The sequence below is a fragment of the uncultured Flavobacterium sp. genome (genome assembly GCF_951805225.1).
Lineage (GTDB): Bacteria > Bacteroidota > Bacteroidia > Flavobacteriales > Flavobacteriaceae > Flavobacterium.
In genome coordinates this window covers 912,128-936,334 of sequence record NZ_OX638201.1, presented here as the reverse complement: position 1 = coordinate 936,334, position 24,207 = coordinate 912,128, and the positions used below count along the sequence as shown (strand labels likewise).

Genomic DNA, 24,207 nt, shown 5'->3' with positions numbered 1-24,207 from the left:
AAGCGTTTAAAAACTTGTCGGGTTTACTATTTAATTTCCTTTAATAAGATTCTGAATAATAATAATAATAATAATAATAATAATAATTTACGGTAAATTCAAATCTTTAAATCCTGTTACTTCCGTAGAAACTTCTCCTAACCAACCCGCTTCTGCACGATTCGAATTATAAACTTTTACAAAGTCAATACCTTTTAGTTTTACAGGTTCTCCTTTTGAGTTTATAGCCCAATCGATATTAATTTGCGCTTTGTCATCAGTATTAGACCAGTTATCTGCGTAACCCCAATCATATGCCGGACAAACCCAATAACTTCCCGTTCCTGATTGATCAAAGGCATTAGATTGCAAAAATGTTCCTTTAAAAGTAATCGTACTTCCTTTCCATGATGGATAAAATGGCTGACTGTGGAAAGGATTTTTCGAAACATAACCTGTTTTTCCCTGATTATCCGTCCAGCGAATATAATTTGGTTCACTTGGATCTTCCGGCTCTGTAGCTGGTTTATAATACGTTATCTCGTAGTTTTTAATTGTAGTTGCTTTGCTATGCTCAGAACCTGCAATTTCGAACCATTCATCATCCGGTTTTCCATTTCCGTTAGCATCGATAGAAACCATTATAATTCCAGGTTCTGCCCAATTTGAAAATGCATTTCCAAGTACGATAAAATCATTTCCTTCTTTATTAACAACCGTATGGTCAAAACCAAAAGTCACATAACCTCCAAATCCTCCAAGAGTAATCATACTATTATCGGTCGTGATTGCTTTTTCAGCTTTTGCGCGCATGATTTCATCAGTATCTCCCGCAACATATTCAGGTAAACCATTGGTGAATTGTCCCGGCGCCGGAAAAAAATCAAACACATTTTTGATTCTGTTCAAATACACTTTATCGTTTACCGTAACAGTAAATGATTTCGAGCTTTCGCCTACTCCATTTTTAGCTTTAAATTCAACATTATAAGTTCCAGCTGCTGCAAATACATAAGATAAATCAGCAGTTGTTGACACTTCCTTGCCATTTACGACCCATTTATAGGTATTCTCTATATCGGTCCCTACTTGAGGTTTAACACTGAACCATTGCATTTTATCTGTAACGAAACCATTTGCAGGAATCGTAATTTCAATTTTCGGAGGACTCTGTACAGCATCATCATCTTTAGAACATCCCGCCAAAAACAGGACAATTGACAAGGTAAATAAAATCTTCTTCATTCTTTTTTTTTAATTTTAAAGGTTATTGATTGTTTTTGATTGTTTTTTTGAGTTTAAAGGCAAAGTGAGCCGGAATATCTCCCGTAATAACAGTAAACTTAGTTTCACCGTTTTTATCGACACAATACAATTTTCCAGGCGAAACATAATCGCCGGCATCTGTTATGTAAACATTTAACGAAAAAGGATCAACTGCAAGTCCGTAAGGTGTTTTAATTTGATCGCTAACTGCTTTAGGCAAAAAACTTCCTTCAAGTAAAGTCTCGTTTTTTACGTCGATCATAGAATAATTTATCTTCCATTTGAAAGTGACATAACTAAATTCTGATCCAATTATATAACCTTTATCTCCAACAATAGAAAGATTGGCACAAGCAATATCAAAGGTTTTCTTGACTTTATCCGTTTTCGTATCGATTACAAAAAGTTTTGAAGGAATATTGTAATAATCGCCACGAGAACTTACATAAATATCTCCGTCAGCGTCTGCTTTAAGTCTGTGAAGGTTGATCGCAACGTCAATATCTTTGATTTTTGTAAAAGTTTTCAAATCAATTACAGAAACTGTTCTTTCATAATTTGGCGGACTATATCCGCCTGAATTTGCGATGTATAATTTGTCACCAACAATCGCCATTTCCTCAGGCTGACGTCCCACTTTTACCGTTCTTGTAATCTTAAGTGATGTCGTATCAATTTCGGCAACAAAACCATTTGGAGAATTTTCTCCCAATTGTACTTCACCATCGTAAGCACTTGCATACGCTTTTCCGTTTGCAAAAGTCACGTAACGGCAGTTTTTCACATCAATAACTTTAAGACGTTTAGTTGTCGCAGCATCCATAACTTCGATCTTATTTGAGTTATTGATTACAGCATAAACTTTTGATCCGTAAATACCAATATCATTTCCCACATCTCCCAAACCTAAAGTCGCTTCCGGATTTGCCTGACCGTAAACATTTCGTCTGTAAGTCCCGGATTTATAGTCATAATAGTCTAATGACGATTTGTTCATATTCATATTTCCTTCGTTAAGAAGATAAAATCCGTCGACTGTTGTAACCGTTTCCGGAGGCAAAACAACCACCTCTTCTGGGATAATAGGATCATCTTGCTGACACGCCTGAAAACTCATGGCTATTAAAACCAATACGATCAAAAACTTGAAGTTTGTTTTCATAATAGAAAATTTAATTATTTAATATCTTTTACATTAAAAATTTACCGACATACTCAGGCGATAATTTCTTCCCGGCATCGGAAAATTTAAAACCACATCATAATATTGATTGAAAATATTGTTGACCTCCGCTCCTATTTTTGTTGGAAGTTTTAGGAATTTTCCATCCCAAATCAAAGCCATATCGCTGGTATACCAAGGCTTTACATAATTTACAGGAATATTCGCTTTCTGACTGTATCGTTCTCCGGTATAAATAAAACTGTAGTTCAACTGCCAGTTTTTCCAGCTTATAGACGAAGTTGCAGTTCCGCTGTTCATTGGCGTATACGGAATCTGATCTCCGTAAGTTGTGCCATTTGGCGTAACATCAATTGCTTTTTGATACGTATAACTCAAGCCCAAATCCAGAAATATTTCTTCCGGAAAACGTAAAACGAAGTTCGTATTCAATTCAAAACCTGTGATATCTACTTCACCAAGATTCATCATCGTCCAGCGAAATAAATTGGCAGACGGCATCGCAACAATTTTATCTTTTACGTGATTATAATATACATCAGCCTGAAAAGAAGCTGATTGTAGAAACTTTTTCGGTTCAATAATATAGGTGGAACCAAAATCATATTGTGTAGTAAATTCAGGTTTTAAAGAGCTGTTTCCGATAAAAGTATAATACAAATCATTGAAAGTTGGCATTCTGAAAGATTCTTTATAAAATGCCCTAACTCTGAAATTTTTAGTATCGAAAGGTTGATAAGAAGCCGATACAACCGGACAAAAAACATGCTGACTGTCACCTTGCTGATAATATTTAACCTGTTCGTCGACATAAGCGCCTAACAAATTTGCCTGAATATCAAGCCTTGACCAATGCATTTCTGTAGACAATGCGCCCAAATAAGAATATCGGGTTGGATATGGAAATCGGTATAAATTAGCAGTAAGTGTATTGATCGAAAAATCTGTAGCCAGAGAAACTTTCCACCATTCCTTGATCGTATATTGATTTACAACAGAAGCATAAAATTCATTTTGATAATATTTATTATCCAGTGCGCCTTGCAATGTTTTATAATCAGGATCAATGTACCGATTATAATCTCTGCTGAATTTTATATTCGCAAGTAGTTCGTATTTCTTCGAAAATGAATTTTGAAAAGAACCATGAACAAAGAAGTTTCTGTCCCATTGTCGCTGCACATATTCATATTTATTGGCTAAAATCGCTCCCGGAAGTCCACGTTCAGAATCATAATAATAGGCTTTTAACGAAGCCTGACCCATAGTTCCAACTTTTGCCTGTAATGTTAATTCACTTCTTAAAGCCGTGATATCACCATTTTGCCTGACAGCCGTTGTATCATAACCATTCGTCTTTTGATATCTGTATTTATATTTTCCATCGGCTTTAAGCCATTCTGTACTTGCTGTAAGAGAGAAATTAGAGGATAATTTTTGTTGATACAGAAAAGAAGGATTAAAAAGTCCGAACGAACCTGTTTTTACGCCAACTCTTATTTTTGTAGTTCTTCCGGAGGAGAAATCAGGAATTTTTGTTTTTAAGAAAAGTGTATTCGAAGCGAAAAAACCACGCGCAGGCTGAAAAATAGTTGATTTTTGTCCGTTATACAATTCAATCGCTTCAATATTATCCAATGAATATTTTCCAAGATCTACTTGTCCGTTTTGCGCATTTCCAACGGTCATTCCGTCATAAAAAACCGCCGTATGAGCGCTTCCTAAACTTCTGACATTTATAGTTTTCAGACCGCCAATTCCGCCATAATCTTTCAATTGAACACCCGAAAAATAACGCACAGCATCTGCAACAGAAAGACTATTTAATTTTTCAAGCTGTTTTCCTGACAATATTTGGACAGGCATAGGAGATTCAACTTTAAATTCACGCTTGCTTGTGGTTACAATAACCTCATTCAATTGATGTTTCTTTAAAGAATCTAAGTCCTTATTATTTTTCAGAGGATTATCTTGTCCATACATCGGATTCAAAAATAAAATCCATGCAAGTACAAAAAATCCACTATGTATTAGACGCAAACGCCTATGTTCACATAAGTGCATAAAAAATACTCTATTTAACTAAATAGTTGTTAACGGTAAAATCGAAATCAAATGTTAGTTTGATATTTGTGTTTGTCTCAAAACTCTGGTCCACGAGAGTTTGAAATTATAAGCATTGGCAGGTCTCCTGACTTATTCCCATTTTGATCAGCCTTCCCACATTCAGAAAAAATGCAGTGGCAAAAGATTCGATTTCAAAAGCTTAAAAAAGCGATTGGATCAGTCAAAATGTTGCATGGAATTTACAGTAACGGGCTTGTCCAGGATTTGCACCTGATTCCCTCTTCGTCAGCTAAACTCGAAAAGAATAGCTAAACCATTGCGAGCGCAAAGATACATAAACACATCAGTTAATATCTAATTTCTTAAAAAAAACAAAAAACAGAAACCTATATAGTTAAAAATGAATATCTTAAAAATAAAACTAGATTATTAGATCCTGCCTTAGCTGGAGTTTTTATAAAATCAATCTGAGATGGCTTTAGCCAAAAATATCTAATTTGGCTAAAGCCTTATTGTTGCGTAAATTAAAAACCTCCAGCTAAAGCAGGAGGCTATTCAATAAATTTAGTACTCGATAAAGATTGGTGATTTTAATTACGGAGCTACTTGTGGAGATTTCTCCTCCGTCGAAATGACAAACTAGACGAAAATATTATTATGAAAACGACTGTCCTAGCCCCGATAGAAGTGGAAATCCTTTTGTGTCCGCTGCGGCGGACGCAAAAGATTGAAACGGATAGCGGGATTAGCTCCTAAAAAATAGTTTTTTCACAGAAATCGAAATGACAAAAACTTTGCGCCTTTGCGCCTTTGCGAGATTAATTATATCAAATTCCTGAGAATCTTCCCCATAAAGCATCTGCGCGATTAAAAACTGTTGGCACGGTTTCCAAAATTGAATCATTAAATTTCGAATAATTTCCGGAACTGCAATGAATCACTTTCTTCATTTTTTCGTTTTCAACTTCAGATACAATACCTACGTGACCAATTTTTGGACCTGCGCCGTAAACCACAATACATCCCACTTCGGGAATATTTAGTTTTTCAAAAATACCTGCGCTACTAATAACATCTTTTTCCATTGAATCCGTAAAGATCCATCCGCCATATTTTTGATAAAACGGAATTGTGGTCTTTCTGGATAATCCTAAAACCCAGCAAATAAAGCCGCTGCAATCGCATTCATTATTAGACGTTGGTAAAGCCAAAGAAGGATTTATTCCGCCCTCGCCTAACTTATACTTTATTTTTTTACCAACAGCCGTTCTTGCCTTTTGTATGAGTTTATTGGGACTTTCGGTTATAGGAATTACTTCCTTTTCAGGAACATCTTCTAAATTCGGAATTTGAATGAGCTGACCAATAAAAATATGATCGACATTTTTAATATTCTTATTAAATGCCAATACTAACTCAATAGAAATCGAAAACTTTTTAGCGATTTTTGACAACGTGTCGCCGGATTTTACTGTGTAGAACATAATTTGATTTTTTAGGGGTTACACTTAATTATTTCAAAATGATTCGGGGATGAATCTTTTTTACTACTATTAAAAAATAGAACCTCTATCAAAATACCTCTGTAGATTTTATTTGTAGTTAAAGGTTCTGCTTTTTAAAAACCTGATTAATTTTCGAATCAAATTTAATTCATTTACAGCGATCCAAATCAAGTATAAATACTTGTTTTTCAATTAACTAACAAAATAAAAATCAATATTTTATCAAACTGATTTACTTTGTTTAAGATGTTTTGAAATATCCCTAAAACCGCTTCCTTTGATAATTACTGGTTATTAATTTTACCTGTATTTGGTCAAAAACAGATCTGTTTCATGGATTATTTTGTTTTGCGTTGTCCTACTCGCTTTTTAGGCCCGCTCGAAATATCTCTTCTTCAAACATTATCAATAAACAAATACCGTAATTAAGTCATTAAAAAACAATTAAATCATTTATTTTTTAACATTATATACATCATATTAATATTTTTCTTATCATTGTAGCACAGTATAGTATAGTACTGCATCTTAACTATTTAAAATAAATTATTATGCAAGAAAAAATTACAAAAGAAAAATTTTCGGTTAAAGCATTTCTTACCGTCATAGTATTATTATTTGCCTTATGCAGTTCGGCCCAAACTTATGAATTCGAAAATGGCACGCGCACCAATAGTGCCAACATACAAAACTGTGATGCCTGTTCCGGCAAAATAGTTGGAAATTTGGGCGGTGACAGCAGCGTTTCGGTAAACGTTTCTGTGGCGACAACTGGCTGGTACAAACTGCAATTGTTTTATTGTACAGGAGATCCGCGAACCATTCGTTTAACGGCAGGTTCGGCAACGGCAATTTCGATTCCGTGTGATCCTAGCGGAGGCTGGAGTACCGCAGCTTCGCAAAACATTAGTGTTTATTTAAACAGCGGAACCACTACTCTGCTTTGGGATAACACAAATTCCTGGGCGCCAAATTTAGATAAGTTTGTTTTGACTCCAATGGCGGCGTCAAGTAATCAAACCGTGAATTTTGGGACAAATAACAGCGTCGTTTACAATTTAACCAACAAAACGTATAGCGTAAAATTTAATGGCGCTACAGTAATTACTAATGCATCTGCTTATGCCTCAAGCGATCAACAATATGTAAGTAGCAATTTTGCTTCGGCGGTTTATTCTACAGAATCTTTTACGGATAATATTGGAAGCGGTACGAAGCATATTTTCACTTTAAGTGGAAATTATACGTTGGGAATGCAGCAGATTTTCTACACTTATACCAACAAAAATTACCTTGCCGTTCAGGTTGTCCTTACGGGAAATGGCTCTAATTGCTACAAAATGTCGCCTTTGACAAGTAATCAGGTTACACCAAACTTTGGCACAGGAGATACCAGAGCGGTTTTTGTGCCTTATGATAATGATGCATGGGTTCGTTACAATGCTTATCCGCTTAATGCTGCAGATTTTACTGCATCTGAGGTTACTAATATTTACAACAATACAAACCGAAAAGGATTGGTTATTGGTTCTCTTGAACACACAAAATGGAAAACAGGAATTACCGTAAATGGTGGCGGAACCTCATCTGCCTATGTTTCGGTTATTGCGGGATGGACAAAAAAAGAAGTTACCAGAGATACTCGTGGTCATGGTTGGGTAAATGTTGGTCAAACAAGCTGTCCTTCACCTAAAGTAATTATAAGTGCAAATGACGATTGGCGAACTGGTTTTGAGGAATTTGCTCAGGCAAATGCAGCGCTTCAACCTAAATATATTTTTGACTGGACGGCACCAAAACCTATGGGCTGGAATAGTTGGGGCGCAATGCAAACTTCTATTAATTTAACGAAGGTTAATGCAGTTGTAGACTTTTTTAAGAATGATTGTCCGGCTTTTAAAACCGAAGACAATACTCTATTTATAGATCTTGATTCGTATTGGGATAATATGACTGACGCACAATTGGCGCAATTTGTTACTTATGCTAAAAGCAAAGGTTTTAAAGCAGGTATTTATTGGGCTCCGTTTGTAGATTGGGGAAAATACAATCGTCAAGTCGAAGGCAGTTCGTACAACTACAATCAATGTTGGACTACGGTTAATGGCGCTCCTTTTGAATTGGATGGCGCATATGCCATGGATCCTACAAGTCCGGGAACTAAGGCGAGAATACATTATTTCATCAATCGTTTTAAAGCCGCTGGTTTTGAAATGGTAAAAGTCGACTTTTTGACGCACGCCAGTATCGAAGCAGATAGTTTTGTGAATTACCAATTGCATACCGGAATGGAGGCTTATCAGGAAGGAATGAAATATTTAGTAGACGAAATTAATGGTACAATGTTAGTCGAAGCTGCGATATCGCCTAATATTGCGACGGGACCTTACGTGCATATGCGCCGTATTGCCTGCGATGCTTACAGCAGTATTGGTGATAGCGATTATACGCTTAACAGCACGACTTATGGCTGGTGGCAAAATCAAATTTATGATTATCTGGATGCGGATCATGTTGTGTTTGGAACTGTTACTGCGGGAGAAAATCGTGCGCGACTTTTAGGCAGTGTCGTAACAGGAACGATTACAACTGGTGACGATTTCTCTGTTGCGGGAGCATGGAAAGCAAAAGCACAAAGTCTTTTACAAAATAATGATGTTATGAATGTTGCCCGCGCTGATATTCAATTTCGTCCTGCTGATGGAAATACGGGTTATAATGCTGCCAATGTTTTTTCGGCTACAAAAAACGGCGTTACTTATGTTGCCGTGTTTAATTATAGCAATGCTGCAGTAACCAACAATGTCAATTTAAGCCGTCTTGGCTTGGCTTCCGGAAATTATACGGTCAAAGAATTGTATTCTGGTGCGACAAGTACATCGCAAGGAACTTTAAGTGTTCAATTGCCTCAGGCTGATGCTGCTTTGTATGCAATTTCGGTAGCAACAAATTTAAGCACGCCTAATTATTTTAAAACGGCTGCAACCAATTATGTGTTTCCAAATCCGGCATCAAGTACTTTCAGAATAAAATTTGATCATACCATAAATGGTCCAGTTGCGCTTTCTATGTACGATATAGCAGGAAAAGAAGTTTGGAAAACGACTATTATTGCCGAAGACATGATTACTTCTGAAGTTCCTGTAAATGGTCTTGCAAAAGGTATTTATATGATAAAAGCTTCAACAGAAGGTAATTCGGTGCAAAACTTTAAATTCGTTAAAAATTAAAGTTTACAATTTGCCTTAATTATAAACTTAAAATCCCATTCGCTTCTGTGAATGGGATTTTTGATTTTGAACACGAATTTCACTAATTGCCACTAATTAGTTTGTGTAATTAATTTCACAAACGAAGCAAATCCTTAAAATTTGTGAAAATTAGTGTAATTCGTGTTTTTATGACTCTTCTAAACTAGATATAACGATTGATAATATTCTCAAAAAACTCTTGTTTTCCGCTTTGTAATTCCAGTTCACCGTTTTCGATTGCAATCGTGTATAGATCTTTAAAATTCAGTTTGCCTTGTTCAAATTGTTTTCCTTTTCCGCTATCAAAAGAACTGTAGCGTTGTTTTCTTAAATTTTCATATTGCGACGAAGTAATAATTTTATCAGCAGTCAATAAAGCTCTTGCAAAAACATCTGCGCCACCAATATGTGCCAGAAAAATATCCTCCATATCTGTGGAATTTCTTCTAATTTTCGAATCAAAATTTATACCGCCACCGTTAACTCCGCCTGCTTTAAGAAATACCAACATCGCTTCTGTAACATCCTGAATGTTGTTTGGAAATTGAGAAGTATCCCAGCCATTTTGTTGATCACCTCGATTGGCATCAATACTTCCTAACATTCCAGCCATTGCTGCCACTTCAAGTTCATGCGGAAAAGAATGCTGTGCCAATGTTGCGTGATTTACTTCAATATTTATTTTAAAATCCTTCTCTAAACCATGTTCACGTAAGAAACCAATTGTCGTTGCGCAATCAAAATCATATTGATGTTTAGACGGTTCCATAGGTTTTGGTTCTATTAAGAAATTCCCTTTAAAACCTTGCCCTCTTGCATAATCTCTTGCTTTAGTCAGAAACATTCCCATATGATCCAGTTCACGTTTCATGTCTGTATTTAGCAAACTCAAATAACCTTCGCGCGCTCCCCAAAAAACATAATTTTCGCCTTCAAGTGCAATAGTCACATCCATCGCTAATTTTACCTGAGCCGCAGCTCTCGCAACTACTTTAAAATCCGGATTTGTAGCGGCGCCGTTCATATATCTTGGATTCGAAAAACAATTGGCAGCTCCCCAAAGTGCTTTAATTCCTGAAACTGCTTGTTTTTCTTTCAAATAATCTGTCATGGTTGCCAATCGCAATTCCGACTGGGTAAAAGATTGTCCTTCCTGAACTAAATCATGATCGTGAAAACAATAATAATCAAATCCCATTTTGCTTATAAATTCAAAAGCAGCATCGGCGCGATTTTTTGCAGCCTGAATAGGTTCCCTTAATTCATTCCAGGCAAGAGTTTGAGTTGATTGTCCAAAAATATCTGATCCTGCACCTCCGAAACTATACCAATAAGATATCGCAAATCTAAAATGTTCGCGCATAGTTTTGCCTGCAACAATTTGGTCAGGATTATAATATCTAAAAGCCAAAGGATTGTCTGAATCCTTTCCTTCAAAATTGATTTTACCAATTCCTTTATAATACTCTTTGTCTCCTAAAACTACCATTTTTATTGCTTTATTATTAACCTAATTTCCTTTTCTAAACCCTGCTATATCACGATCCAAATATATAGTTTAAATGACCATTTGAAAATAAAAAAACGTTTGAATTGTTACTTTAGTATAGATTTTTGTTATAAAAGACTAACCTCTTAGAAACTAATCTAATGAACCCACATTTCCGGTTCTGGTTAATACTCCCCAACTCTGACTTTCTCCTTTTATGGCTCTTCTGATGGCTCTGAACAATATTACATACATCAATTGACGATAAACAAATCGCTGCGGAATAAGCCATATTAACTTGCTTAATCGCTCTTTTTCGAATACAAAAGCAATTACACTTACCAACATATCGACAAGCATAAAAACCAGGTAATAAATCGCGATTTTGTGAAGACTGTCCGGATCGTTATGATTCCAGATTAAACTTAGAATCAAAATTAAATCTGCCAATGGAGCAAATATTGGAAGCAGAATCTGAAATATCAGCACATTTGGCAGCGAAATCATTCCCAAACCTTTATACTTTGGATTAAAACAAGCATCACGATTTTTCCAGAATGCCTGCATAATTCCGTAACTCCAGCGAAAACGCTGTTTCATAAACTCATTCAAAGTTTCTGGAGCTTCTGTAACCGCAACAGCTTCAACACAATTGACAATGCGATAATTGTTTCGCAAAATTCTAATGGTCAAATCACAATCTTCGGCAAGAGTATCTGTTGTAAAGCCTCCGGCAATTTCTATCGCTTCTTTTCTAAAAGCTCCAATTGCACCGGGCACAACCGTAATTCCGTTAACCAAATCAAAAGCTCGTCTGTCGAAGTTTTGCGCGGTTGTATATTCGATACTTTGCCATCTTGCCAACATCGTATTTTCGTTACCCACTTTTACATTTCCGGCAACGGCGCCAACTTGTTGATTGTTTTTGAATTGTAGCCTGAAACACTTCATTAATTGCGAAAGTGCGTCAGTTTTTAATTGCGTATCGGCATCAATACAAACCACAAAATCATTGTTTGTAATAGAAATTCCGTAGTTAAGAGCAGACGCTTTTCCGCCATTCACTTTAGTGTGAACTTTTACAATATGATGATTTTTATATTCTAAATCGACTTTAGAAAAAGTGCTGTCTTTTGAGCCATCATCTACAAAAATAATATCGAAACTTGGATAATCTTGTCGCAGCAAATTCTGAATTGTTTTTACAGCATTTACTTCTTCATTATACGCCGGAACAATAATACTTACTTTAGGATAATTTTCTCCTTCTGTAGTATAGGATAAAGGATGTTTGTGGTCTTTCCATTTCTTGTAAAAAGCCATGAATGCCATCAACAAAATGCGAAAGAATCCCAACAGAATTGCAATCCAGAAAACAGCCGTAATAAAGTGTCCAAACCAATATCCAAGACCAAAAATAATGTTGTCAAGCGTCATTAAATTACCTTTGGCTTTAGGCATAATTTCATTTTTACTTTTCCCCAACAACTTAGAAACTGTCGTAAACCGAACGCCTTTGTCTTTAAAATATTTAATAATTCGCGGTAACGCTTCTACAGTTTGTTGTCTGTTTCCGCCCGCATCATGAAGCAAAATTATCCCTTTGCTTGGATCTTCTTCATATTCTCTAATAACTCTGGCGTAAATACTATCCGCGATAATTCCTTTTTCCCAATCGTTGGGATCGATACTTTCTCCAACCGTATAATAATTCTGGGCTTTACTCAATGCAACAGGTCTAAGTTCAGCTTCAGTTGTAGGTTCAGCATCTGCATTGTATGGCGCTCTAAAAAGTACGGTACTTCTGCCAGTAACTGCTTCGATCAACAAACGCGTGGTTTCCATTTCTGCCGAAGCTCGTTCTTTACTTACCAATGCAATATTTGGATGTGTAAAAGTATGATTCCCAATTTCGTGTCCTTCAGTATAAATTCGCTGCAAAAGCGGAATATTATTCTCGCCCTGAAGTCCCACAACAAAAAAAGTTGCAGGTACTTTTTCACGCTTCAAAATATCCAGAATTTGTGGTGTATAAGTTGGATCCGGACCATCATCAAAAGTTAAAACAACCTCATTATGTACATTTCCAAACTTGCTGATTACATATTTTGTTGGCAATTCAAGATAACTTTCCTCAGTTATAATCGATTCTTTCGGATCAGTTTGAAGTTTAATTTTTCCCGGTTGAGGATCTGTCAAAACATTCAGAACTTCTCCTTCTCCAATATAATCCGGAGTCGAAAAAATCATGTGTACTTTTTCTAAAGTTCTAAAATCGAATGCGTTTTTTGCCACACTTTCGTTTGTCAAACTTCGATTATAATAATGCCACAATCTACCGTCTTCACTGCCTAATCGCCATAATGCTGTACCGGCAGTTCCGTATTCATCTGCAAAACGAATGGTGTTAAAATTGGTCGCCGCATCTGTAAAATACACCTGATGTTTGTTCCCTCTTCCGTCTTTATAACTAAAAGAATTGTTGTAAGTATTATTGTCAAAAGTAATCGTTGCGCCATATTGTTTTGCGAGCGATAATGCTTCATCATAAGTAACCGTTATTGCCTCTTTATTTTGTTCCCAATCATATCCATATCCTGCAAAACAGAGAATAATTTTGTTCGATGGAATTTCTTTCGCAATCTGATCGAGGATTCTTTCTGTCCATTTCTGACTGCTTATTGCACCCGGAACACTTCCTGCATAATGCTCATCATATGCCATCAGAAACATATAATCATTGTATTTTGCCAATGCTTTTATATTAAAATCACCATTGTCAGCCATAATATCCTGCGTGACAATTAAGCCTTGTGCATGCAATTTTTCGTAAAGTTCTTTTTGAAAAGCGATTATTGGTTCATCGCTACTTTCTTTAAATTCTTCAAAATCAATATTAATTCCCTGAAGTTTATATTGCTTCAGGTTCTTTACAATATCATTTATCAGCCTTTCTCTTTTTACATTGTCATGCAGAATTCGATGCACCAAATCGCCATCAAAATCTCCACCTTTCGATTCATTAATATTGTTGATTATTGGAATAATTTTGATTCCGGCTTTCTTCATAATCTTTAAAGCTGCCGTATCAATTTCAGTCCGAAGTAAATCAGTTTTAGGATCTATAAAAAACCATTCGGGAATTACCATATTGAGTTTATCAATATTTTTTTGAAGCGAAAACAAACTCTGCGGATCCCAATCTACATAAAAAGCCGCTCTGATTTCCTGAAAATCAACCGCCTGATTTTGTTTTTTCAACTCTTCCATTTTTGATTTTGATCTCAAAAAGCTATCAAAACCTTTGTATTTTCTAAGATCTTTTGCACTAAGTTCCTGTGGAATAGTTGGACTTAATAATTTTTGTGTCGAAGGATCATTACCCAAAATTGGCAATACAGGTTTCAAACCTCTTTGCAGTGTGATAATAAAGACAGGAATTAACATTAATAAGAAAAAAATAATCAATCGCGTTGACCATTGAAAAGTTCGCCAGCGCAATTTCGTTTCCGTCTGAAATACTTGTTTTTTATCTTCCATAATCTTCTCAAAATTGATGTATAAATGTACACCAAAAATTTTATTCTATTAATTCATTTCCGATGTATTAACAAGTTTTTACGTTGTAAATATAAAATTTGATCCTAATTCATATTGAAACACCAATTTTCCTTATATAATTCTTAATTGACTGACTTTTAAACAATCAAGTCTCTTAAATAACAAATAATTGTGGTATTTTTATAACAAAGTAAATAAGTAAGCTTATTATGACAGAACCAAAAGACACGAATAACAAACTAACCTTTTTCAAAAAAGGAGTGTTTAATTTCTTTTCGAAAAAGGGCAAATTATTAGGTCAGATTGTCTTGACGCTTATTTTTTTTCTAATTGCTTTTTGGTTTATAAAACAAGAACGAACTGAACTTTATCAAATCAAAAACAGCATTACAGAAGCAAGCCCGTTATGGATATTAATTGGTTTCTTAGTCACTATTTCTTATATCTTTCTGCAAGGATTAATGTATGTCGTTTCGTTTACAGCGATTGGCGCCAAAATCACGTTGAAAGATGCTACAAATTTGTTTCTGAAACGTAATTTTATCAGTGTATTTATTCCTGCTGGCGGTATTACCTCGCTTCTGTTTTTCACAGAACCTTTGCTAAAAAAAGGCGTAACCAAAACAGATGTTCATTTAGCCTCAGCAATTTATGGTTTTACAGGAATTCTTTCCGTAATTCTTTTTGCAATACCATTATTTCTTTTTTCTTTGTTAAAAGGAGATATTGGTTATAACGAATGGTTGTTTTTTGGTCTTGTAATCGTCATTATTCCGTTGTTTTTTCTATTGTTTAATTCTTTACTTCAAAAAGGAAAACTTTATAGATTTATCTTGAGAAATTTTCCTAAAATCGAACCGTTTTTACTTGATTTACAAGAACACAAAATAAACAGAAATGGCTTTTTCAAAATAGTCTTATGTTCCGTAGTAATTGATGCCGTTGGCATTCTGCACATTTACATTGCCATGAAAGCGCTTCAATTTGAGTCGTCTCTTTTTGCTGCAACAATGGCTTATGTTGTTGCGGTGATTTTCCTGATTATTTCCCCATTTTTAAGAGGTTTGGGCGCAGTCGAAGTTTCTATGGGATATATTTTAATTCGGTATGGTTTTGATAATATGCAAGCAGTTGCAATCACTTTATTTTATCGCTTTTTTGAATTCTGGCTTCCTTTATTTGCAGGGATTATTCTTTTTGTTTCCAAAATCCAGAAGCTCTTATTGCGTGTTATTCCCGCCTTGCTTTTGCTGATTCTTGGTATTATCAATATTATTTCCGTACTCACGCCCGCAATCCATAGCAGATTACATATTCTTAAAAGTTTCCTGCCTATTGAAGCTATAAGTACTTCAAATTATCTGGTATTTACAACCGGATTATTTCTATTAGTTACTTCGGCATTTATGCTAAAAGGACTCCGAATGGCGTGGTGGTTTGCTATCTTTTTATCTGTAATTTCTCTAATAGGAAATCTAACAAAAGCAATTGATTTTGAGGAATCTACTATTGCACTTCTGGTTCTTTTTGTTTTAATCGCCACGAGAAAAGAATATTATATAAAAACAAATCCAAAGCTTGGTCTTATTGGTTTGCAAACTTCGCTATTAAGCATTCTTGCCGTTCTAATTTATGGTATTCTTGGTTTTTATTTCTTTGATAAAAAACATTTTAATATCGATTTTAGTTTAGGAGAATCGATTCGATATACGCTTCAGAATTATTTCTTGATTGGTAGCGAAAATCTGCATCCAACGGGAACTTTTGCGACACATTTTCTAATTTCGCTCAAGATTAGCGGATTCCTTTCTTTTGGCTTTTTAATCTATACTTTGGTAAAACCTTCGATCTTAAGAAATACTCCAACAGACGAAGAAAAAGAGATTGCAACTAATTTAATGCAGCAATACGGAAACTCAAGTCTGGGTTATTTTAAAACCTATTTTGATAAATCTTTCTTTATTTCGAAAAGTAAAAATGCCTTTATTTCGTACAGATTAGCAGGGAATTTTGCTGTTGCTTTAGAAAATCCTGTTGGAAGTTCAACCGAAGAAATTAAACTTTGCATTCTTGAATTTGATAAATTCTGTTACGATTTTGGACTTAGAAGTATGTATTACCGAATTCCTGAAACAAGTTTGAATGTTTACACTGATATTGGCAAAAAATACTTCTTTCTTGGTCAAGCTGCGGTTGTTGATCTTCGAGAATTTCATCTCGAAGGGCAAAATCGGAAATCATTGCGAAATGGTTTAAAGAAAATTACAGATCTTGGTTTGCAATCTATCGTAAATGAACCTCCAATAAAAGACGGATTATTGCAGCAAATTAAAGCGGTTAGCGATCAATGGCTTCAGGAAACTTCGAGAAAAGAAATCCTTTTTTCGCAGGGAATTTTTCTATGGGAAGAACTCAAAAAACAAACCATTATTACGGTCGAAAACAGCGAAGGAAAAATTCTTGCCTTTATAAATATCATTCCCGATTACGCAAAAAATGAAAGCACTTATGACTTAATCCGAAAAACCGATGATGCTCCAAATGGCATTATGGACTTTATTATGGTCGCGCTTTTTAATTATCTTAAATCAAAAGACATTACTTATGTCGATCTTGGTCTAGCGCCAATGAGCGGAATCGAAAATCCGCAAACCATTCAGGAAAAGTCAATGAAATATGCTTATGAAAAAGTAAAATCGTTTTCTCATTATAAAGGTTTACGCAACTTCAAAGATAAATTTTCTCCTTCGTGGCACAATCAATATATTGTTTTTGAAGACGATTATGATTTAATTCAAATACCTAGAATTTTAGCTAAAGTGATAAAACCTTAATTCTTTAAAAACAAAACCATAAAAAATCAGTTAAAATCCGCGTTTTTGCTTGCAAATCCGCGTCATCTGCGTTCAAAATTTATACACGGATGGAACAGATTCGCTAAAGCGAAAACGCGGATTTAGGCTGATTTTTTTTATTCAATTTACTTCTGCGGAAGCAAATTTTCTAAATCAGATATTGTGTAATATTTAAGATCGTTTTTCTTCATGTATTTGCAGATAAACTCTAAAGTTTCAATTTTTGTCTGATAATTTCCAGTTACATTTTTGACTGGTTTATGACCGCAAAGAAGCAAAATTTTATCATTCTTTTTGGCATAATCCAATAATTCTAAAAGATACGGAATACTAAAATGAATGTGGCTGTTATCGATATCAAACGCAAATACAATTTTTGAATTATTAAAGTAACTATCTTGCTTCTCAGGAACTTCACCGCCAAAAGCTCTTCCTCTGATAATTTTAAATTTAGCAGATAATGCTTTATCCAACGCATCAGATCTTTCTCCATAAGGATAAGCAAATGTGGTCACCTTAAACGAATGTTTTTTCATTGACTCGATCATCGGTTCAATTTCCTGATTCATATAGGATGTGATTCCATGTTTTTTCACAAACTTTACAGCATTGTAATGATGATATCCGTGACCCGCAATTTCGTGCCCTTCTTTTTGCATTTGAAGCAGTTTTTTGATCTCCGGAGCACCAATCGAATCTATTCGGCACACATTAAAAGTAGCTTTCCAACCGTATTTTTTCAAAGCCTGATCCGCCATATACCATTCATCTACATATGCATCATCAAAAGACAAAATAACTCCCGCTTTATAGTCTTTTGGCTCCTTTTTTTGCTTTTTGGATTCGCAGGAAAATAACGTTAAGAACATTAAAAATAATAGTGTTTTCGAAAAAAAGAGCTTCATAAATTACTTTCTGTATTTGATAATTATAGTCTAAAGGCTTTTAACCTAAAATAGATTTCGGTCTCTCAAATATAATCCTTTTCAATTTCTAATGCATAAAAAAATACGATCTAAATTGAACCGTATTTATATATTATAAATACAAGAACTGCGCAAAAATCAAAAGAATCTCTGCGCAGCCAATATTTTGATTTATTGCTTTATATATTCAAAATCAAATTCTTCTTATTTATTCTGGAAACTAAGACTTTTACTAAGGATGCTATTTAATCTGTATCTATTGAAAATGATAAAAAGAACGCTGATAAAAATGATTAATGAAATGTTTGCTGCTCCAAGCAATAATTGGCTTTTTACGGCATATAAATTCACAAATCCATAACTGAATACTGAACTTACCATATAAGTTGCTCCACCCGTTAATCCGCTTGCTACGCCGGCATTTTTAGAAAATAGACTTAGACAATATCCATAAATCGTATTGAAAATAAAACCTCCGCAAATATTTATTCCCATTGTAAAACCTACCAAAGTATAAATATTACTAAGCATTGGAGCCGTAGAAATCATAAGTAATACCAAAACAGCCTGCAAAGAAACTGCTATAGTTACTTTTTTGCCCAAAGGTTTATGAATAAGTGATTTCGAGATAATTCCGCCTGTCATTACAGATAAACCAGACAATAAAGAACTATATCCTGTTGTAACTGCGGAATATCCTAAAACACGTTCTACAATAAATGGACTTGACAAATTGAAAATAACAACCAGACCAAAACAAATACCCAAAATTACGATTCCTAATGTAAAATCTGGCGTTTTGATCATTCCTGCATAAGTTTGTGCAATATTTTTTAATTTAAAAGGATGAAAATATTTTAAGGATTCTCCGCTGTAAAGAAGTTCTAAAATCAGAAATAATAATGATAATCCGCCAAGAAAATAAAAGTTAGATCTCCAGCCAAATATATTTTGTAAATATCCTCCTAAAAACGGCGCCATAATTGGTGCACACGCCCAAATAATCGAAAATAAACTAATATAACTTTTTAGCTTATCGCCCGAAAAAAGATCTACAAAATACGCTCGTTTAGCGATCACAATAAAGGCAATGGCGATTCCCTGGATAATTCTCATCGCATATATTACATAAATATCCGGCACAATGGCAATAACAAAACTGGTTAAAGAAAATACAGCAAGTGAAACAATACTAATCTTAAAACGCCCGAAACTATCGAGTATGCTTCCTATAAAAATCTGACTGACACCTAAACTAAACATAAAAAATACGAGTGAAAGCTGAATGGCTGACGCCGAAACATTCAAGTCTTTTGCCATCGCAGGAAGTGACGGCAAATAAATATCGGTTGCAAAACCAGATAAAGGAATTAGGGCAAGAGCTAAAAAGGTACTAAAGCCTTTATGATTTTCTTTTAAATTTCTCATTTTCAAAAAATTAATTATTAATAAATAGACCGATCGGTCTAAAAATGGTTAAAAAAAAACTACAATACGTAGCTTTCAAATTCAGTTTTGATACTATCCAGGATAATATTCATTTGTTCATTATTATTCAATATTTCACGACATAAAATTGCGCCTTCGATCATTGCAAAAACTTTTATGGCAAAATGTTCGGGGTTTATGTTTGAGGATAATTCGTTGTTGGCAATACCATTTTCGATAATAGTTGAAAATCTTTTTTGAGCAGAATGAATCGATTTTTTCACATATTCTTTAATAACCGGATTTGTGTCGTCTGCTTCTACTCCAAAATTCAAAATCGGACAACCGCCAACGGTATTTTTATCATCTCCGTAAGCTTCAAGTAGGTTTATAAATTTGGCTTTAGCCGAAATTCCCTGAGCAACTGCAGCGTCCAATTTGGCTGCTAATTGTGATCTTAGATACAAAAATGACTCGGTACAGATTTCTTCTTTATTCTCAAAATTACCATATATACCGCCTTTCGCAAGCTTTGTAGCTTCCATAATATCGCTCAACGAAGTACCGGCCATTCCTTTTTTATTAATAATAGGTGCCGATGTCTCGATAATAAATTGTCTGGTACGTTCTGCTTTACTCATGACTTTAAATTTAACGAGACAAAGATAAGACCGATCGGTCTAAATAAACAAACATTTTAACTTTTATTTAATTTTAAAGAAAATCAGATCTTCAAATCATGACTTCATTTCAAGTGATTACAAACAAAAAAACTCATCAGATTATGATGAGTTTTAAATTGAAAACATATAGTAAATAAGAAATTACCAGCCTTTTACCGCTCCGCCTTTAAACTCGCGAACGGCTGCTTGCTCTACTTCTGCAGATTGAAAAGCTTTTACAAACTGTTGTATTTTCTCTTCTTTTTTATTGTCTTCACGACTTACGATAAGATTTACATAAGGTGAATCTTTATCTTCAACAAACAAAGCATCACGCGAAGGAACTAATCCGGCTTGAGAAGCAAATGTATTGTTGATAATTGCAATCGTTACGTTTTGATCGTCTAAAGCTCTTGGCAATTGTGGCGCTTCAAGTTCTAAAATCTTAAGGTTTTTAGGATTTTCTACGATATCAGTTACTTTAGGCAATAAACCAACATTTGGACGCAATTTCAACAATCCGTTTTTTTGCAAAAGCAACAAAGAACGTCCTCCGTTTGTTGGATCATTTGGAATAATAATCGTGCTTTCGTTTTTTAATTCTGAAAGGTTTTTGATTTTCTTAGAATAAGCCGCAATTGGATAAATGAAGGTTTTTGCAATAATTGCCAATTTATATCCGCGTTGTTTTGATTGCTCATCAAGATAAGGTTTGTGCTGAAAAGCATTTGCATCGATATCTCCCTGACTCAAAGCTTCGTTTGGAATTACGTAATCGTTAAACGAAACCAATTCTACGTCTAAACCATATTTATCTTTGGCTACTTTTTGCGCTGCTTGTGCCACAGCATATTCCGGTCCTGCAGCTACACCAACTTTTATATGATGCGGATCGTCGTTTTTACTTTTTCCGCAATTAGCCAATGATAATGACAAGGCTATGATTCCGGCTGCTTTTAAAAAATTTAGTTTTGTATTCATTCTTTTATTTTTTAATTTAATTATTATCTGTTGTGTGTGTTTTAATTCTTAATTTATCTGTTCACTGTGTGTATTTTACCGCAAAGTGCGCAAAGATTTACGCAAAGTTTACTAAGATTTGATTGTGTAAACACATTATAAAGAACACAAAGCTTTGCGAACTTTGTGTTTTTAACAAGCATAGCATATCAAAAAAACTTTGCGCACTTTGCGGTAAAATCTCAAAGCTATTCTCCTATTTTTTAATTTTTAATTCTCAATTTTAATTGAAATCTATGTGTTTTTTTTACCGCAAAGTGCGCAAAGATTTTCGCAAAGTTCACTAAGATTTGGTTGTGTAAAACACATTATAAAGAACACAAAGCTTTGCGTACTTTGTGTTTTTAACAAACTTAGAAGAGTAAAACCTTTGCGCACTTTGCGGTAAAATCTCAAAGCTATTCCTCTACCTTTTAATTTTTAATTCTCAATTTTTAATTGAATCCTATCTATGATCAAATCGTTTTGATAAAAAATCACCAACAAATTGTATCAAAAACACCAATATTACAAGCAATGCCAAAACCGAATTCATCGTTACCGCATCATATCCAATATAACCGTATTGATACCCAACTTGTCCTAAACCGCCTGCTCCAACGGCTCCACCCATTGCCGAATATCCTACAAGTGTGATCAATGTGATTGATGCTGCGTTTATTAATGATGGTAAAGCCTCAGGAAGTAAAACTTTATAAACAATTTGAAATGGAGTTGCGCCCAAAGCTCTTGCAGCTTCAATTAATCCGGCAGGCAAACCTAATAGACTATTTTCTACAAGTCGCGCTATAAATGGCGCTGCTCCAATACTTAACGGAACCAATGCTGCACTAACACCAATCGAGGTTCCTACAAGTGCGCGTGTAAACGGAATCATCCAAACGATCAAAATAATGAAAGGTATTGAACGAAAAATATTAACCAAAACTGATAAAGTTCTATTTAAAACAGGTTGTTCTAAGATTTGATTTTTTCTGGTTAGAAAAAGCAAAATTCCTGTTGGAAGTCCCAGCGCAAAGCCAAAAAAACCAGAGACAAAGGTCATAACGATAGTTTCCCAAGTGCCTTTTAATAATAATTCAAAAATGGATTCAGACATAACCTATGATTTCAGTTTTAATATGTTTAGAAATAAAATATTGGATTGCAGCTTCGTAATTTTCACGTTTACCGGACAATTCGATCAGCATAACTCCGAAATTAACATCTCCGGCCTGATCCATTTGTGCGCTGACAATTTTAAAATTGGTATCGAATAATCTCGAAACTTCAGAAATAACAGGTTCGTTTACTGATTTTCCGGTCATTTCAAGTCTTAATAAAGGACTTAAACCTTCGCCGTCTTCCTTTTGAAGTTTTTCCTGATAAACCGTTGGAATATCAAGATGTAATGATGACGCAATAAACTCTTTTGTCAATTCATGCTTTGGATCTGCAAAAATTTCACCAACACTTCCCTGCTCTATTAGTTTTCCATGACTGATTACAGCAACTTCATCACAAATAGATTTTACAACTTCCATTTGATGTGTAATCAATAAAATGGTAATATTAAGACGGCGATTGATATCTTTTAATAGATTTAAAATCGATCTTGTTGTCGCCGGATCCAATGCGCTGGTGGCTTCATCGCATAATAGCACTTTTGGATTATTGGCTAATGTTCTCGCGATTGCAACTCTTTGTTTTTGACCTCCGGAAAGACTTGCAGGATAATCGTTTGCTTTTTCGGCCAAACCAACTAATTGAAGTAATTCTAAAACACGAGTTTTAATTTCTGATTTTGAAACTCCTACTAATTCCAACGGAAAAGCAACATTCTCAAAAACAGTTCTGGATGAAAGCAGATTAAAATGCTGAAAAATCATTCCAATTTGTCTTCTTTCAATTGCAAGCTGCGCATTTGAAAGTTGTATTAACGATTTTCCATCTACTATAATTTCTCCCGAAGTTGGTCTTTCTAATAAGTTTACACATCGAATTAATGTGCTTTTTCCTGCTCCGGAAGTTCCAATTACACCAAAGATTTTCCCTGGAGGAACTTTTAATGAAACATCTGATAAAGCCGAAACAATTCGGTTTTTCTGATGGAAATTTTTAGTTACATTTTTTAATTCAATCATTTTTTTTATTCAGGTTTATTTTGAGCAATAAAATGTTTCATTGCTTTAGAATTTGATAAATTTTAAAATAAAAAGACCTTTCAATTGTTTATGAAAGGCCTTAAAATAAATTAATTTTTATATCAGCCAGATCAAAACATACGCATAGCAAAATCACAGCACATCATCATGCTGCAGCTATAATACATTCTATTCTGGTTATTGTTTTTCATTTCTGGGGCAAATTTAAAGAGTTATTTTTAATTTTTATGCAAAAAACGATAAAACTTTTATTATCCTATCAATGTAATAGATTAATACAACCTAAACATTGAAGAATTGTTAAAAAATCAAAGATTTTATATTCTTTTTTAGACCTCATTTAAAATACAAAAATCACCAAATAGACTAAAAATCAAATAGATACATAAAAACAGACTTTAATTTTACGCTAAAAGTCTGTTAAATAACGCTTTTAGGTAAAACTAAACTGTCAAATTCAACGTATGTAGGGAAATACGATAGTCTGGAATGGTATAGGTTCAAATGGTATTGGTTTTTGGAGCATATTGAATTTTATCACACTCCAGATTATCGTTTTTTATTAAATTTTAAATTGTAATATATTGGAGGAATTAGACGTTCAGCAGTTAAAAAAAGCTTTAGATTATCTGGAAAGCAAACAACGAGAATTAAAAAGAGAGCATCAAAATGATACCCGAAGTATTGATTCTTTGATAAAATACTTAAAAAGAGATATGTTGGAGCGCTTTCATTTATCCTCTTATGATCATGAAATTAAGCCCGAAATCAAAAACACAGAAAATTTTATTAGCAATGTAAAAAATATACTTGAGAAGTATTCTGTAGGATATACAGAGGAAATATAATTTTTCAAACACTAATTATTGGT

General features: G+C 34.4%; 15 protein-coding genes and 1 riboswitch. Of the genes, 3 read left to right on the top strand and 12 right to left on the bottom strand.

What is annotated here, in order from left to right; translation table 11 throughout:
- Positions 1-87: 87 nt before the first annotated feature.
- The 4 genes from WN975_RS04060 to WN975_RS04045 form a co-directional block, all read right to left on the bottom strand.
- The gene (locus tag WN975_RS04060) at positions 88-1,224 is read right to left on the bottom strand and encodes a PKD-like domain-containing protein (RefSeq protein WP_337965340.1); all 1,137 of its coding nucleotides are present in this window, start codon (positions 1,222-1,224) and stop codon (positions 88-90) included.
- A 22-nt stretch (positions 1,225-1,246) separates the two neighbouring features.
- Positions 1,247-2,407: a YncE family protein gene (locus WN975_RS04055; protein WP_337965339.1), complete on the bottom strand. Its 1,161-nt coding sequence runs from the start codon at positions 2,405-2,407 to the stop codon at positions 1,247-1,249.
- 33 nt (positions 2,408-2,440) lie between these two features.
- Positions 2,441-4,294, bottom strand: coding sequence for a TonB-dependent receptor (locus WN975_RS04050; RefSeq protein WP_337965338.1), 1,854 nt, complete (start codon positions 4,292-4,294; stop codon positions 2,441-2,443).
- A gap of 297 nt (positions 4,295-4,591) precedes the next feature.
- Positions 4,592-4,828, bottom strand: a riboswitch (cobalamin riboswitch).
- A gap of 494 nt (positions 4,829-5,322) precedes the next feature.
- Positions 5,323-5,979 (bottom strand): LysM peptidoglycan-binding domain-containing protein, encoded by a 657-nt coding sequence (locus WN975_RS04045; RefSeq protein ID WP_337965337.1) that lies wholly within the window; start codon positions 5,977-5,979, stop codon positions 5,323-5,325.
- A gap of 572 nt (positions 5,980-6,551) precedes the next feature.
- On the opposite strand from WN975_RS04045, the gene WN975_RS04040 reads away from it, so the two are divergent.
- A complete protein-coding gene (locus WN975_RS04040) occupies positions 6,552-9,230 on the top strand; it encodes a T9SS type A sorting domain-containing protein (protein ID WP_337965336.1) in 2,679 nt (892 codons plus the stop codon).
- A gap of 184 nt (positions 9,231-9,414) precedes the next feature.
- Here WN975_RS04040 and xylA read toward each other — a convergent pair whose 3' ends face one another.
- Positions 9,415-10,740 (bottom strand): xylose isomerase, encoded by a 1,326-nt coding sequence (xylA, locus tag WN975_RS04035; protein WP_337965335.1) that lies wholly within the window; start codon positions 10,738-10,740, stop codon positions 9,415-9,417.
- Positions 10,741-10,893: 153 nt separating this feature from the next.
- Positions 10,894-14,280, bottom strand: a complete 3,387-nt coding sequence (locus WN975_RS04030; RefSeq protein WP_337965334.1) for a glycosyltransferase — start codon at positions 14,278-14,280, stop codon at positions 10,894-10,896.
- A gap of 230 nt (positions 14,281-14,510) precedes the next feature.
- Between WN975_RS04030 and WN975_RS04025 the strand changes: the two genes are divergently transcribed.
- Positions 14,511-17,135: a phosphatidylglycerol lysyltransferase domain-containing protein gene (locus WN975_RS04025; protein WP_337965333.1), complete on the top strand. Its 2,625-nt coding sequence runs from the start codon at positions 14,511-14,513 to the stop codon at positions 17,133-17,135.
- A gap of 146 nt (positions 17,136-17,281) precedes the next feature.
- On the opposite strand, the gene WN975_RS04020 is transcribed toward WN975_RS04025, so the two are convergent.
- The 6 genes from WN975_RS04020 to metN all read right to left on the bottom strand — a co-directional run bounded on the left by WN975_RS04020 (position 17,282) and on the right by metN (position 23,315).
- A complete protein-coding gene (locus WN975_RS04020) occupies positions 17,282-18,061 on the bottom strand; it encodes a polysaccharide deacetylase family protein (protein ID WP_337965332.1) in 780 nt (259 codons plus the stop codon).
- A gap of 225 nt (positions 18,062-18,286) precedes the next feature.
- Positions 18,287-19,510, bottom strand: a complete 1,224-nt coding sequence (locus WN975_RS04015; RefSeq protein WP_337965331.1) for an MFS transporter — start codon at positions 19,508-19,510, stop codon at positions 18,287-18,289.
- A gap of 59 nt (positions 19,511-19,569) precedes the next feature.
- Positions 19,570-20,151: a TetR/AcrR family transcriptional regulator gene (locus tag WN975_RS04010; protein ID WP_337965330.1), complete on the bottom strand. Its 582-nt coding sequence runs from the start codon at positions 20,149-20,151 to the stop codon at positions 19,570-19,572.
- A gap of 183 nt (positions 20,152-20,334) precedes the next feature.
- Positions 20,335-21,153 (bottom strand): methionine ABC transporter substrate-binding lipoprotein MetQ, encoded by an 819-nt coding sequence (gene metQ, locus WN975_RS04005; RefSeq protein ID WP_337965329.1) that lies wholly within the window; start codon positions 21,151-21,153, stop codon positions 20,335-20,337.
- 484 nt (positions 21,154-21,637) lie between these two features.
- Positions 21,638-22,291, bottom strand: a complete 654-nt coding sequence (locus tag WN975_RS04000) for a methionine ABC transporter permease MetI (protein WP_099711983.1) — start codon at positions 22,289-22,291, stop codon at positions 21,638-21,640.
- Positions 22,284-23,315 carry a methionine ABC transporter ATP-binding protein MetN gene (metN, locus tag WN975_RS03995; RefSeq protein ID WP_337965328.1) on the bottom strand — a complete coding sequence of 344 codons (1,032 nt, stop codon included), beginning with the start codon at positions 23,313-23,315 and terminating at the stop codon, positions 22,284-22,286. The genes WN975_RS04000 and metN overlap by 8 nt, the downstream gene beginning before the upstream one ends.
- A gap of 605 nt (positions 23,316-23,920) precedes the next feature.
- Between metN and WN975_RS03990 the strand changes: the two genes are divergently transcribed.
- A complete protein-coding gene (locus tag WN975_RS03990; RefSeq protein WP_337965327.1) occupies positions 23,921-24,184 on the top strand; it encodes a hypothetical protein in 264 nt (87 codons plus the stop codon).
- Positions 24,185-24,207: the final 23 nt, after the last annotated feature.

Coding starts and splice junctions, on each gene's coding strand:
- WN975_RS04060 (WP_337965340.1), bottom strand. CDS start 1,224: ATGAAGAAGATTTTATTTACCTTGTCAATTGTCCTGTTTTTGGCGGGA.
- WN975_RS04055 (WP_337965339.1), bottom strand. CDS start 2,407: ATGAAAACAAACTTCAAGTTTTTGATCGTATTGGTTTTAATAGCCATG.
- WN975_RS04050 (WP_337965338.1), bottom strand. CDS start 4,294: ATGCCTGTCCAAATATTGTCAGGAAAACAGCTTGAAAAATTAAATAGT.
- WN975_RS04045 (WP_337965337.1), bottom strand. CDS start 5,979: ATGTTCTACACAGTAAAATCCGGCGACACGTTGTCAAAAATCGCTAAA.
- WN975_RS04040 (WP_337965336.1), top strand. CDS start 6,552: ATGCAAGAAAAAATTACAAAAGAAAAATTTTCGGTTAAAGCATTTCTT.
- xylA (WP_337965335.1), bottom strand. CDS start 10,740: ATGGTAGTTTTAGGAGACAAAGAGTATTATAAAGGAATTGGTAAAATC.
- WN975_RS04030 (WP_337965334.1), bottom strand. CDS start 14,280: ATGGAAGATAAAAAACAAGTATTTCAGACGGAAACGAAATTGCGCTGG.
- WN975_RS04025 (WP_337965333.1), top strand. CDS start 14,511: ATGACAGAACCAAAAGACACGAATAACAAACTAACCTTTTTCAAAAAA.
- WN975_RS04020 (WP_337965332.1), bottom strand. CDS start 18,061: ATGAAGCTCTTTTTTTCGAAAACACTATTATTTTTAATGTTCTTAACG.
- WN975_RS04015 (WP_337965331.1), bottom strand. CDS start 19,510: ATGAGAAATTTAAAAGAAAATCATAAAGGCTTTAGTACCTTTTTAGCT.
- WN975_RS04010 (WP_337965330.1), bottom strand. CDS start 20,151: ATGAGTAAAGCAGAACGTACCAGACAATTTATTATCGAGACATCGGCA.
- metQ (WP_337965329.1), bottom strand. CDS start 21,153: ATGAATACAAAACTAAATTTTTTAAAAGCAGCCGGAATCATAGCCTTG.
- WN975_RS04000 (WP_099711983.1), bottom strand. CDS start 22,291: ATGTCTGAATCCATTTTTGAATTATTATTAAAAGGCACTTGGGAAACT.
- metN (WP_337965328.1), bottom strand. CDS start 23,315: ATGATTGAATTAAAAAATGTAACTAAAAATTTCCATCAGAAAAACCGA.